This window comes from Aeromonas bivalvium (assembly GCF_046078285.1).
GTDB classification, from domain to species: domain Bacteria; phylum Pseudomonadota; class Gammaproteobacteria; order Enterobacterales; family Aeromonadaceae; genus Aeromonas; species Aeromonas bivalvium.
The window spans coordinates 64,849-77,417 of sequence record NZ_JBGXBV010000011.1; the positions used below are offsets into that span (position 1 = coordinate 64,849).

At 60.8% G+C, this 12,569-nt stretch carries 9 protein-coding genes and 1 tRNA gene; 4 read left to right on the forward strand and 6 right to left on the reverse strand.

Translation table 11 applies throughout. The annotated features are described in order from the left end of the window. The first annotated feature begins 48 nt into the window (after positions 1-48). A complete protein-coding gene (rpoD, locus tag ACEUCR_RS18560) occupies positions 49-1,959 on the forward strand; it encodes an RNA polymerase sigma factor RpoD (RefSeq protein WP_258955577.1) in 1,911 nt (636 codons plus the stop codon). A gap of 180 nt (positions 1,960-2,139) precedes the next feature. Continuing rightward, positions 2,140-2,216: transfer RNA gene (locus ACEUCR_RS18565), tRNA-Ile, on the forward strand. A 389-nt stretch (positions 2,217-2,605) separates the two neighbouring features. Here ACEUCR_RS18565 and ACEUCR_RS18570 read toward each other — a convergent pair. Next, positions 2,606-3,532, reverse strand: a complete 927-nt coding sequence (locus ACEUCR_RS18570; protein WP_408791774.1) for a LysR family transcriptional regulator — start codon at positions 3,530-3,532, stop codon at positions 2,606-2,608. A gap of 74 nt (positions 3,533-3,606) precedes the next feature. On the opposite strand from ACEUCR_RS18570, the gene ACEUCR_RS18575 reads away from it, so the two are divergent. Further along, positions 3,607-4,494: an NmrA family NAD(P)-binding protein gene (locus ACEUCR_RS18575; protein ID WP_408791776.1), complete on the forward strand. Its 888-nt coding sequence runs from the start codon at positions 3,607-3,609 to the stop codon at positions 4,492-4,494. 91 nt (positions 4,495-4,585) lie between these two features. On the opposite strand, the gene ACEUCR_RS18580 is transcribed toward ACEUCR_RS18575, so the two are convergent. From ACEUCR_RS18580 to purH, 5 genes are all read right to left on the reverse strand, one after another. After that, positions 4,586-5,107 carry a cytochrome b/b6 domain-containing protein gene (locus ACEUCR_RS18580; RefSeq protein ID WP_041995376.1) on the reverse strand — a complete coding sequence of 174 codons (522 nt, stop codon included), beginning with the start codon at positions 5,105-5,107 and terminating at the stop codon, positions 4,586-4,588. After that, positions 5,088-5,462: a cytochrome b562 gene (locus ACEUCR_RS18585; RefSeq protein ID WP_408791778.1), complete on the reverse strand. Its 375-nt coding sequence runs from the start codon at positions 5,460-5,462 to the stop codon at positions 5,088-5,090. The genes ACEUCR_RS18580 and ACEUCR_RS18585 overlap by 20 nt, the downstream gene beginning before the upstream one ends. A 285-nt stretch (positions 5,463-5,747) precedes the next feature. After that, complete coding sequence (locus ACEUCR_RS18590; RefSeq protein WP_408791780.1) at positions 5,748-8,321, reverse strand: alpha amylase C-terminal domain-containing protein; 2,574 nt, start codon at positions 8,319-8,321, stop codon at positions 5,748-5,750. A gap of 267 nt (positions 8,322-8,588) precedes the next feature. Next, positions 8,589-9,878 (reverse strand): phosphoribosylamine--glycine ligase, encoded by a 1,290-nt coding sequence (gene purD, locus ACEUCR_RS18595; RefSeq protein WP_111874676.1) that lies wholly within the window; start codon positions 9,876-9,878, stop codon positions 8,589-8,591. 68 nt (positions 9,879-9,946) lie between these two features. Continuing rightward, positions 9,947-11,539, reverse strand: coding sequence for a bifunctional phosphoribosylaminoimidazolecarboxamide formyltransferase/IMP cyclohydrolase (gene purH / locus ACEUCR_RS18600; RefSeq protein ID WP_408748231.1), 1,593 nt, complete (start codon positions 11,537-11,539; stop codon positions 9,947-9,949). Positions 11,540-11,993: 454 nt separating this feature from the next. On the opposite strand from purH, the gene zntR reads away from it, so the two are divergent. Further along, positions 11,994-12,434, forward strand: a complete 441-nt coding sequence (gene zntR / locus ACEUCR_RS18605) for a Zn(2+)-responsive transcriptional regulator (RefSeq protein WP_041995386.1) — start codon at positions 11,994-11,996, stop codon at positions 12,432-12,434. The last annotated feature ends 135 nt before the right edge of the window (positions 12,435-12,569 follow it).

Below are 12,569 nucleotides of genomic sequence, written 5' to 3' on the forward strand. Positions count from 1 at the left end.
CGCAACCAGACATAGCATGTCTGGCGGTTTTCTATTAGAATTGGCTATTTGCGCACCAGCGCATCGCTCGCGCAACCTAGCAACACCAACCGGATGAGTTCTATGGAGCAAACCCCGCAGTCTCAGCTTAAACTCCTCGTTGCCAAAGGTAAAGAACAGGGCTACCTGACTTATGCCGAGGTGAACGATCACCTCCCTCAAGAGATCGTTGACTCTGATCAGATCGAAGACATCATTCAGATGATCAACGACATGGGTATCCAGGTAGTGGAAAACGCACCGGATGCCGATGACCTTATCATGGCCGAAGGCGGCACCGCCGACGAAGATGCCGCCGAAGCAGCGGCTCAAGCATTGGCCTCTGTTGAATCTGAAATTGGTCGCACCACGGACCCGGTCCGCATGTACATGCGGGAGATGGGTACCGTCGAGCTGCTGACCCGTGAAGGCGAAATCGACATCGCCAAGCGTATCGAAGACGGCATCAACCAGGTACAGAGCTCGGTGGCAGAGTACCCGGAAGCCATCACTTATCTGCTTGAACAGTACGATAAATTTGAAGCCGAACAGCTGCGTCTGTCCGACATCATCTCGGGTTTCATCGATCCCAACGAGGCCGACGATGTGGCGCCGACGGCGACCCATATCGGTTCCGAGCTCAGCGAAGACGACCTCGCCGACGAGGATGAGGACGAAGACGAAGACGAAGACGAAGACGGCGACAGTTCGGATGACGACGGGGACGGTGGTCCGGATCCCGAAGTCGCCCGCGAGAAGTTTGGTGAACTGCGTGCCCAGTACGAAGTCACCCGCCTCTCCATCCAGAATAACGGCCGTGCTCACGACGAAACCCAGGCCGCCATCGCTCAGCTGGCCGACGTGTTCCGTCAGTTCCGTCTGATGCCCAAACAGTTCGACCGTCTGGTCAACAACATGCGCGAGATGATGGAGCGTGTGCGGGTACAGGAAAGGATCATTCTCAAGCTCTGCGTTGAGCAGGCCAAGATGCCGAAGAAAACCTTCGTCGCGGCCTTCACCAACAACGAGTGCGAAACAGCCTGGTTTGAATACCAGAAGCAGGCTGGCAAGTCCTGGTCTCCCCGTCTGGTCGAGATGGACGAAGACGTGCTGCGCGCCATCGGCAAGCTGCAGCAGATCGAAGAAGAGACTGGCCTGTCGATTGCCCAGATCAAGGATATCAACCGTCGCATGAGCATAGGTGAGGCCAAGGCTCGCCGTGCCAAGAAAGAGATGGTCGAGGCGAACCTGCGTCTGGTTATCTCCATTGCCAAGAAGTACACCAACCGTGGTCTGCAGTTCCTGGATCTGATCCAGGAGGGCAACATAGGTCTGATGAAGGCGGTGGACAAGTTTGAATACCGTCGTGGCTACAAGTTCTCGACCTATGCCACCTGGTGGATCCGTCAGGCCATTACCCGCTCCATCGCGGATCAGGCCCGTACCATCCGTATCCCGGTGCACATGATCGAGACCATCAACAAGCTCAACCGTATCTCCCGTCAGATGCTGCAGGAGATGGGTCGTGAACCGAACCCGGAAGAGCTAGCCATGCGCATGGGCATGCCGGAAGACAAGATCCGCAAGGTACTGAAGATCGCCAAGGAGCCCATCTCCATGGAGACGCCCATCGGTGATGATGAAGATTCCCACCTGGGCGACTTCATCGAAGATACCACCCTGGCCCTGCCGGCGGATGCGGCCACCAGCGAGAGCCTGCGCAACGCCACCCGCGAAGTGCTGGCCGGTCTGACCGCCCGCGAAGCCAAGGTGCTGCGGATGCGTTTCGGGATCGACATGAACACCGACCACACCCTCGAGGAAGTGGGCAAGCAGTTCGACGTCACCCGTGAGCGTATTCGTCAGATCGAGGCCAAGGCTCTGCGCAAGCTGCGCCATCCGAGCCGCTCGGAAGTGCTGCGCAGCTTCCTGGACGAGTAGTCCTGAGGCATTGGCCCCGGCCATCCCCCCAAAGCCCCGCCACGCGGGGCTTTGTTTTATTTATGTCAGAGGGATCACGCACTTGGGGAGCGAATGGACAAAATGTCGCCAAGTGATTGATCTGGCTATGGACTAGGGCTTTTCCATCCCCTATAATCCACGCCGCAAACCAACGCATACGGCCCCTTAGCTCAGTTGGTTAGAGCAGTCGACTCATAATCGATTGGTCGCCCGTTCAAGTCGGGCAGGGGCCACCAATTCCAGAGGGCTGGCGAGTTATTACTCGCCAGCCCTCTTTTCGCTAGGATACCTACAGGATATTTCAACCAGCAGGTCATCCACTCCAGAGCGGCTCTCTCCCTCTCCAAACTGTTTTTCTCCTTCAGTGAGAAAATGCACATGCCTCCTCAAGAAGGCATGTGTTAGATGACATTGAAATGTTTTACCACCCCAAGCGCCGGCACGGTTTCAACAATGGACTATCGCCAGTGGCGTGTGAAAGCAATATGCCGAACGTCTCAACAGCGTCTAGAGAAGATTGGGCGATTCACCTCTATAGCAGATAACCCATAAAATAAATGTCTATTCAATGAGTTAGATGACCTTCACGAGTGGCCATCGAACCATGAAGGCAAATCAAGACCTGTTACACGATACGGGCAATTTCAAGAATCTGGTTGCGAAGCCATTTGTGTGCAGGGTCATAGTGTTGTCTCTCATGCCAAATAATAGATGGCGTGAATGGCGGCATATCCATCGGCAGAGCGAGTATTTCAATGCTGACTGACCCGGCAATTCGGTGGGCCAGTCTACGTGGAAGACAGAGAATCAAATCGCTCTTGGCCACCATGTTGGGAGCAACCAGAAAGTGAGGGGTCCGTACCGCAATTCTGCGGGTGAGCCCACGCTGTGCCAGCGCTTCATCCACGGCACTTCCTCCGTGGCCCGTGATGATCACCGCAAGATGCGGCCACGAGACAAAATCTTCGAGTGTCAGTGGTTCGGCGAGGATCGGATGGCCTTGGCGAACCACACAGACCAAATCTTCATCATAGAGTGGCTTGCGGTAAAACCGTGCAGGCAGCCCCTCGAAAGAGCCTACTGCCAGATCCGCGCCCCCCTGAGCAATTAAATCGACGTTGTCACCCGCGGGTGCCGACATGACCAGATCGATCCCGGGTGCCAAGGAGGCAAGTCTAGAGACCAGCTCAGGCATTAATAAAAGGGCCAAGTGATCCCCAGTGGCAATCGTAAATCGCCCCGATGCGCTGCCTGGATGAAATTCTGAAGGGGAGACAATGGCGCGAGCATCATCAAGCAACCTGGTCACCGATGCCGACAACGCGAGCGCTCTTGGCGTTAATTCCCATCCATTGGCCGTTCGCACCAGAATCCGGTCGTTCAACAACCGACGCAAGCGTCCTAAAGCCCGACTCGCGGCGGGCTGGCTAAGCCCTAATCGTGTGCCCGCACCTGTGACGCTGCCTTCTTTGAGCAGGGCGTCAAACAACTTGAGAAGGTTGAGGTCGACCTCACCTATATCCGGCTTGTGCATGTTTGAAATAACCTGCATGCATTTTTCATATGTAGATGAACTCTATAGCATTCCTCATGACGAATCCATCAAGCTTCTTAACGGGAGGAATAATGAGTGCTAACGAATTGTATGTTGTAACAGGTGTCACAGGCCGCACGGGATCTGCTGCTGCAAAGACATTGCTCGATGCTGGAAAGCGCGTGCGGGTTGTCGTGCGAGATGAGCCAAAAGGGGAAGTGTGGGCGGCTCTCGGGGCTGACGTTGCTGTGGCTGATTTCTCTGATTTCGCTGCCCTGTGCAAGGCCTTTTCTGGTGCGGACGGTGCATACATCGTCAGCCCCCCGCAGTATTCGTCAGAGCATCTCTTTTCACAGGCTGGCGCGATGGCTCGCTCCATTGCGAAGGCGGCAAAACTGGCGAACTTGTCCAGGCTGGTTGTTCTCTCGTCAATCGGCGCAGAGCAACCCGAGGGAACTGGCTGGATTGCCATGAATCGTATGCTTGAGGAGTCATTGAGCGATACCAGGCTGCCAGTAACATTTCTTCGTGCAGCCTACTTCATGGAAAACTGGGCGCCGCTCGTTAAAATGGCGGTGCGCCAGCGTCAATTACCCAGTTTTTTGTCGCCGTTGAATCAAGAGTTTCCGATGATTGCCGCAGCCGATATCGGCCGCATGGCGGCCGAAGCCCTCTGTGAAAACTGGGACGGTGTGCGAGTGATTGATCTGGAAGGTCCTGCCCGGTATTCCCCGAACGATATTGCGGAGCACTTGTCTTTGACACTCGGAGAAGCGATATCGCCTTGCTCGATACCTGAGTCAGACTGGGCACAGTCGATCGCGGGTCGAGGTTTTTCATCGGCGGCCATCTGCGGATTTATTGAAATGACTCAAGGGATTAACACTGGCCATATAGCGTTTGATGACTTGTTGAGCGTTGAGCGACGCCAGGGAACCATCACGCTTGATGTGGTGATGGATACATTGGCTGCGGGGTAAGCCTGTATCACTGAATCCCGATGCAACAGACCCGCCATGGGGCGGGTCTGTTGTGGGCCATCACGGCTGCGTCATGGCGTGGCAAAGGGGCTCAGTGCGCCTTGCCCGGCAGCATGCGCCGCAGCAGGTTGCTGCGCTGGCGCCAGGAGGTGAACACCAGGGCCGTCAGGTGCAGGGCGATCAGCCCTTGCAGCCCCCAGGTACACCAGGTGTGCCAGTCATAGGCTTCCAGCTCGAAACCGAGTTCCGTGTTCTGAAACCAGCCGGTGAAGCCGGTGGCGAGCACGGTCAGCCAGATGGCCCAGACCGCCAGCTTGCCGCTGCCATGATGACCGGGGGAGGCGGGTAGCCGCTCGCGCATCTCCCGTGCCTGCTGGCGAAAGTCCTCGCGGCTGGGGAGCAGGGCGCCCAGCCGGGCATCGCCTCTGGCCAGGGTCAGCCCCCACAGCAGGCGCAGCCCGATGAGGGACATGGCGAGGTAGCCCAGCCACTCGTGCCACTCCTCCCCCGACTCGTTGAGCCAGAGGTTGGCGATACAGGCGACGGCCAGCCCCCAGTGCGTCAGACGTACCAGAGGATCCCAGCGAAAGGGATCAGCCCTTCTGCTTGGCATATTTGTGGTACTCCTTCTTCAGGTCATTCACCTTGGCCAGGTGCTCACGGGCCTTGGCCTCGTCACCCGCCTTGAGGGCAGCCAGGCTGGCATCCAGCTCGCTCTGCACCTCGGTGAGGCCCTCCAGAAACTTCTCTTTCTTGGCCGTCGGCATCTGGCGTGTCTTGGCTTCATCGATCTCGGCGCGCATCTGGTAGATGTGTTTCTCCATGGTGGCCGGATCGCTCGCCTTGGTGGCCTGCTTGTAGTTGAAGCCCATCTTCTTCATCGGCTGCTCCAGATCACCTGCCAGGGCGGGCAGGGTGAAGAGGCCGAACATCAGCGGCAGCAGCAGGGGGCGAACGGTATTCAACATGGGATCTCCTTATTCGATAACGACATGCTTAGGTTGCAATTGAGCCCCTGTTTGGGTTCTTACCCTGCATGATGCCATGAGGTACCGTGAACCGTTTGTGAATAGTTGGTTTTTTTGTGACAAAAGGTGACAGGGGGTTAACGGGGTGGCACGACTTGCCGGCAGTGGCGTGCGCCTGGGTGGGGACGACACGCCCTGAATACAGGGCAATAAGAAGGGCCCGCTGGGGCCCTTTGTCATGGTGGCGCATTGGCATCCTGCTCCCGGAAGCATGGCTGCGCCCTGTTACTGGGGGGTCAGGCTGTAGGCGAGGCTCTGGTCATGGAAACGCACCAGATGAAGCCCGGTTGCCTGGGAGCCTATGTCTGCGCCGCCCGGCTCGGCGGTGCCGTCCCCATTGCTGTCACCATAGCCCTGGGTCCAGTCTCCCTTGACGTCGAACTTGAAGCGTTGGCCGCCGTTGGTATCGCCAGCGCCGGTAAAGTCGACGCTGGCCTGCCACAGATGGTCGCCGACCAGGGTCATGGTCGTGTTGCCCCAGCCGTTGACAGTGCCCCGCAGGTTGAGTGTGGGGAAGGTGCTGGCGAAGCCGCCGATCGGGCTCAGGCTGTATTGCAGGGTCTGATCGTTGAAACGTACCCGGTACTGGCCGATGACCGGGGTGAGGATGTCACTGCCGGTCAGCTCGGCCACGCCGTCCTTGTTGGTGTCGCCGTAGTTCTGGGTCCAGTCCCCCTTGACGTCGAACTTGAAGCGCTGGTTGGTCTGACCGTCGAAGGTGACCAGGGCTTCCCACTGATTGTCGGCGACCAGCGTCATGGCAAGGGAGCCCCAGGCATTGGGGGTGCCGCGGAAGTTCAGGGTGGGCAGTACGCTGGCGTAGGTGCCGTTGTCGTCGGTGACGGTCACGGTGGCGCTGGCACTGGCGGTCAACCCTTCCGCATCGGTCACGGTGACCATCACGGTATGGGTACCCGGGGTATCGAACCGGACTGTCTCCGTAGGGGCGGTGCCCCCGCTGGACCAGCTGTAGCTCACCACGCCGCCGTCATCGCTGGAAGCGGAGGCGTCGAACACCCGGCTCTCCCCCGCCTTGACGCTGAGGGTTTTGGGGGAGAGGACGGCGACCGGCGCCTGGTTGCTGGTGAGGGGGGTGACCGTGTAGCGCAGATCGCTCTCGCTCAGGGTGATGCGGTAGCTGCCCGCCCCGCTGACCAGGATATCCTTGCTGCTGCCCTTGTCGGCGATGCCATCCCCTTCGTTGTCGCCGTAGTGCTCGGCCCAGTTGCCGAAGACGTCGAACTTGAAGCGCTGGGCACCGGTGGCGTCACCGTTGCCGGTCAGGGTGAGGGTGGCGGACCAGACACGGTTGGCATCGACGGTCATGGGGGTGTTGCCCCAGGCGTTGTGGGTGCCGCGCAGGTTCATGCTGCTGAACTTGTTGCCCGGCAGGACGGAACCGCCACAGGGGCTGGCCTTGGTGCAACCGGCGATGATGGCGGCCGCCTTCATGGCGGGGACGTTCAGGCTGGCCTTGCCGCTGCCGTCGACGGTGACATAGCCGCCGCTGCAGTAGTCGTTGCCCCCCAGCAGGTTGCAGTACTCGCCGGCCGGCAGGCCGGTCTGCACCGAGGCCACCAGGCTGCCGCTCTCGTTGTTGATGGCGACGAAGCCCTTGTCACCGCGGCCGAAGGCTATCTGGTTGTTGCCGTTGTCCCACCAGTTGCTGACGGGCTGGCCTTCGGTCCGGTTGTGGAACAGGGCCATGTTCATGATGGTCGGTCGGCGCTGTTCGCAGTTCCACTGGCTGTCCGTGCAGGGCGTGCTGCCCGGCGCCCCCTTGTCGGTTTCATAGGTGCCCATGTTTTCGAAGCGATAGCCCGACATCACCTGCTTCCAACCATAGGGCCAGGCCATCATGAAGGTGTTGGCCAGATCGTAGCGGGCGCCGCTCATGAAGGTGAGCATGCCGCCACCGCCGTGGCCCCGCTCGCGGTCGTGGTTGACCACGAAGACGAAGGCCTTAGCGGAGGGGAGCAGGCCCCAGCTCTCGCCCAGGGTCTTGAGGTGCTTGATCTGGCCGTTGAAGTTGGCGGCGAGATCGGTGCCGTATTTGAAGTCGGTGACGGTGTCGATATGGGTGTAGCGGCCCGGCTGAATGTCGGGGGACTCCCCGCCTGCGCCGATCACCTCCAGGTAGGCCCTGGGGCTGCCCGCCTTGTCGAGGATGGCCTTCACATCGGCCGGCGCCATGTGCTTGGCCGCATCGATGCGAAAGCCCGCCACGCCCCAGCCGAGCAGGGTCTTCATGTAGGTGGCGATCTGATCCTGGACGTAGGATGAGCCGGTATTGAGATCCGGCATGCCGTAGAGGGCGCCGTTCCAGACGTTGTTGCTGTCACCGTAGTTGGTGATGTCGCCGCTGTGATGGAAGTCGTTGTAGCCGAACTGGGGATACTGGTACTGCCCCGAGTGGTAGCTGCCGCCGCCGGTGGCGGTGCCCGAACCCGATGCCAGCTGGTTGAAGACGGCGTCGGCATAGACCTTGACCCCGGCCGCGTTGCAGCGGGCGATCATGCTTCTGAGCTCTGCCTCGCTACCGCCGAAGCTGTTGAAATTCTTGAAGCTGACCGGTTGATAGACGGTCCACCAGACCTGGCTGCCCTGCTTGTGCTCGGCAGGCGGGGTGATCTGGACGCCGCCGAACCCCTTGGGCCCGAGCACGGTCTCGCACTCGTTGGCGATGTCGTTGAACTTCCATTGGAACAGGTGAACCATGACCCCTTCGGCGCTGGCAGTGTGGCTGAAAGAGCCGAGTGCCGCCGCCAGCAGGGCGGTTCGAGACAGTGTGCTGTGCATGACGATTTTCCCTTCGATCTTGTTATTGGCTTGTCACAGTCGTTTGTCGAACGGACATCGAACCATCCTCGTTCGAGTAATCAGCATTGATGAAATAGCGGGGCGTGAAAATAGAAGGGAGGGAATAAGTTGAGAAGTGTGAGTGAAAATGCTTTCAACGGCAGAGAAGATCCGCGATCCGGTGACAAAGGCTGAAAGCGGTTTCTTGAGGGGCGACAGGAGGTAAAATGGAAGGGCCCGCAGCGGCGGGCCCTTCGGGGATGGCGGTTACTCGCCCTGCTCGCGCGCGATGGCGCGCCAGCCGATGTCCCGGCGGCAGAAGACGCCCTGCCACTGTACCTGATCGGCCAGCTGGTAGGCGCGGGCCTGGGCCTGGGCTACCGTCTCCCCCAGGGCGGTGGCGCACAGCACCCGCCCGCCGCTGGTGACGACGGTGTCGCCCTCGAAGCGGGTACCGGCATGGAACAGCTTCTCGCCCGGCACCTCTTCTTCTGGCAGGCCGCTGATGGGCAAGTCCTTGGCGTAATCGCCAGGATAGCCGCCGGCCGCCAGCACCACGCCGATAGCGGCGCGGGGATCATAGACGGCCTCCTTGCCTGCCAGCTCGCCGGCGCAGGCCGCGAGGCAGAGCGCCACCAGATCGGATTGCATCCGCAGCATGATGGGCTGGGTCTCGGGGTCGCCGAAGCGGCAGTTGAACTCGATCACCTTGGGGTTGCCTTCGGCATCGATCATCAGGCCGGCGTAGAGGAAGCCGGAATAGCGGTTGCCTTCCGCGGCCATGCCGCGCACCGTCGGCATGATCACCTGCTCCATGGCACGCTGGTGCACCAGGTCGGTCACCACGGGAGCGGGGGAGTAGGCCCCCATGCCACCTGTGTTGAGACCGGTATCGCCATCGCCGACCCGCTTGTGATCCTGGCTGGTGGCCATGGGCAGCACCTGTTCGCCGTCCACCATGACGATGAAGCTGGCCTCCTCGCCGGTGAGGAACTCCTCGATCACCACACGGGCACCGGCGTCGCCGAAGGCGTTGCCGGAGAGCATGTCACGCACCGCCGCTTCTGCCTCTTCGAGGGTCATGGCGACGATCACTCCCTTGCCCGCGGCAAGACCGTCGGCCTTGATGACGATGGGGGCACCCTGCTGGCGCAGGTAGGCCAGGGCCGGCTCCACTTCGGTGAAGTTCTGGTAGGCGGCGGTGGGGATGGCGTGGCGCGCCAGGAAATCCTTGGTGAAGGCCTTGGAGCCTTCCAGCTGGGCGGCGGCGGCGGTAGGGCCGAAGATGGTCTGCCCCTCGGCGCGAAACGCATCCACCACCCCTTTCACCAGGGGGGCTTCCGGGCCGACGATGGTCAGCCCTATCTGCTGCTCCTTGGCGAAGGCCAGCAGGGCCGGGATGTCGGTGGCCTCGATGGCGACGTTCTCGACGCCCGGCTCGAGGCGGGTGCCCGCATTGCCGGGGGCCACGAACACCTGGCTCACCAGGGGGGATTGTTTGGCCTTCCAGGCCAGGGCGTGTTCACGACCGCCATTACCAATTACCAATACTTTCATGTCTGGGCTCTCGCATAGGGATCAGGGGCGGATCCGAGAGGGCTGCCTGGGCAGCCCTCTTCTGATGATCAGTGGCGGAAGTGGCGCATGCCGGTGAACACCATGCACATGCCGTGTTCGTCGGCGGCGGCGATCACCTCGCTGTCGCGCATGGAGCCACCGGGCTGGATGACGCAGGAGATGCCCGCGGCGGCGGCGGCATCGATGCCGTCGCGGAACGGGAAGAAGGCGTCGGAGGCCATGACGGAACCCGCCACGGTCAGCCCCTCATCGGCCGCCTTGATGCCGGCTATCTTGGCCGAGTAGACGCGGCTCATCTGACCGGCGCCGACGCCTATGGTCTGGCCGTCTTTGGCGTAGACGATGGCGTTGGACTTGACGAACTTGGCCACCTTCCAGCAGAACAGCAGGTCTTTCAGCTCCGCCTCGGTCGGCTGGCGCTTGCTGACCACGGTCAGATCTCCCAGGGTGACCATGCCGTGATCCCGCTCCTGCACCAGCAGGCCGCCGTTGACGCGCTTGAGGTCAAACCCTTGCGCCGGCGCCGTCCACTGGCCGCACTCGAGCAGACGCACGTTCTGCTTGGCGGCAACGGCGTCGCGGGCGGCCTGGCTGATGCTGGGGGCGATGATCACCTCGACGAACTGGCGCTCGACGATGGCGGCGGCGGTGGCGCCATCCAGGTCTCGGTTGAAGGCGATGATGCCGCCAAAGGCCGAGGTGGGGTCGGTCTGGTAGGCGCGATCGTAGGCAGCCAGCAGGTCGTCACCGATGGCGACGCCGCAGGGATTGGCGTGCTTGACGATGACGCAGGCCGGTTCGCTGAACTCCTTCACGCACTCCAGCGCCGCGTCTGTGTCGGCGATGTTGTTGTAGGAGAGGGCCTTGCCCTGCAGCTGGATGGCGCTTGCCACCGAGCCCGGCGCAGCCTGCTCTTCGGCATAGAAGGCGGCGGCCTGGTGGCTGTTCTCGCCGTAGCGCATGTCCTGCTTCTTGATGAACTGGGCGTTGAAAGTGCGCGGGAAGCGGGACTCCTCGTCACCTTCCTTGTTGTCGCCGTAGGAGGGCACCAGGGTGCCGAAGTAGTTGGCGATCATGCCGTCGTAGGCGGCGGTGTGCTCGAAGGCGGCAATGGCCAGATCGAAGCGGGTGGCAAGGGTCAGGCTGTTGCCGTTGCCATCCATCTCGGCGATGACGCGCGCGTAATCGGCCGCCTTGACGACGATGGTGACGTCCTTGTGGTTCTTGGCGGCGGAGCGCACCATGGTCGGGCCGCCGATGTCGATGTTCTCGACGGCGTCAGCCAGGGTGCAACCGGGCTTGGCCACGGTAGCGGCGAAGGGATAGAGGTTGACGACGACCATGTCGATGGGGGAGATAGCGTGCTGGGCCATGATGGCGTCATCCTGGTCGCGACGGCCGAGGATGCCACCGTGAACCTTGGGATGCAGGGTCTTGACCCGGCCGTCCATCATCTCGGGGAATCCGGTGTAGTCGGAGACCTCGGTCACCGGCAGGCCGGCGTCGGCCAGCAGCTTGGCGGTGCCGCCCGTCGAGAGCAGAGCCACGCCGCGCTCGTTGAGTGCCTTGGCAAATTCCAGTATGCCGGTCTTGTCAGAAACACTCAGCAGTGCACGGCGAATGGGCCTGGCTTGTTCCATCACTCTATCGTCCTCAGGGTGCGGGGACTTCCATGCAGGCTGTGTAAGCACCATGACACAGAGAGTCCCCAAATAAATGGATGTGGGGGTATTTCGCAAACCACTCTGGGCCCGGCGGGGCAAGAGTGGTTTAGGAAATGCCCGCTTGGTGCGGCGCTCTCTTGTGGGCGCGTATTCTACACAAAAAATGTGAGCCGTGGTGGATTTTTTGTCGCGGCAACCCCTTGTGCCACAAGGGGCTAAACGTTTTTCTGTGGCTTTTTGGTAAACGTTTTTATTTTTAGTGAGTTAGGGGTAAAAGCCGAGGCGGCCAGGGTGCTCCCATGTTGTTTCCGGCCCTTGGCTGGCAATTTGGCGGCAAAGGCGGGATAGTGACAAGGTTTGGCTTCAAATGGATTTTTGAGGGCCTGGGTTCATGACATCGGTCGATGGGGGCCGGATTGAGGGGGGAGACATGTACCGGATTGGAGAGCTGGCCAAGGCATGCGGGGTCAAGGCCGACACCCTGAGGTTTTACGAAAAAAGCGGGCTGATCGCCCCCAGCATCCGCAACGAGTCCGGCTATCGGCTCTATGGCGAGCAGGACAGACGGCGGCTGGAATTCATCATCCGCGCCAAGTCGGTGGGCTTCTCCCTGATGGACATAGGGGAGTTGCTCAACCTCGATACCAACAAGGCCAAGGTGACCTGCCAGGAGGTGAAGGCAGTGGCCGATGCCAAGCTGGTACAGGTGGAGCAGAAGATATTGGAGCTGACCCGTTTTCGGGAGAACCTGAAGGCGCTGTCCGACATCTGCTGCGGCGGCCCCCGCTCGGCCCAGCACTGCGCCATCCTCGAGACCCTGGAGTCCGGCGCCCCTTCCCGCCACGAGCATCATGATCATCGCCATGAATAGGGCCGAGGGGGTAGGGGCAGCCCCCTTGCCCCGGCGGCGATTCGGTGACAGAATCGCCGGGTTTTTGACCGGTTCGGGTTGCCGGGCGCGGCTTGCCGAGGCCGCCTCAACCCCTTGATGAAGAGAGTGACAGTG

Excerpts from the sequence above, each read along its gene's own strand:
- zntR (WP_041995386.1), top strand. The coding sequence starts at position 11,994 with ATGTACCGGATTGGAGAGCTGGCCAAGGCATGCGGGGTCAAGGCCGAC.
- ACEUCR_RS18590 (WP_408791780.1), bottom strand. The coding sequence starts at position 8,321 with ATGCACAGCACACTGTCTCGAACCGCCCTGCTGGCGGCGGCACTCGGC.
- ACEUCR_RS18570 (WP_408791774.1), bottom strand. The coding sequence starts at position 3,532 with ATGCAGGTTATTTCAAACATGCACAAGCCGGATATAGGTGAGGTCGAC.
- ACEUCR_RS18580 (WP_041995376.1), bottom strand. The coding sequence starts at position 5,107 with ATGCCAAGCAGAAGGGCTGATCCCTTTCGCTGGGATCCTCTGGTACGT.
- ACEUCR_RS18585 (WP_408791778.1), bottom strand. The coding sequence starts at position 5,462 with ATGTTGAATACCGTTCGCCCCCTGCTGCTGCCGCTGATGTTCGGCCTC.
- ACEUCR_RS18575 (WP_408791776.1), top strand. The coding sequence starts at position 3,607 with ATGAGTGCTAACGAATTGTATGTTGTAACAGGTGTCACAGGCCGCACG.
- purD (WP_111874676.1), bottom strand. The coding sequence starts at position 9,878 with ATGAAAGTATTGGTAATTGGTAATGGCGGTCGTGAACACGCCCTGGCC.
- purH (WP_408748231.1), bottom strand. The coding sequence starts at position 11,539 with ATGGAACAAGCCAGGCCCATTCGCCGTGCACTGCTGAGTGTTTCTGAC.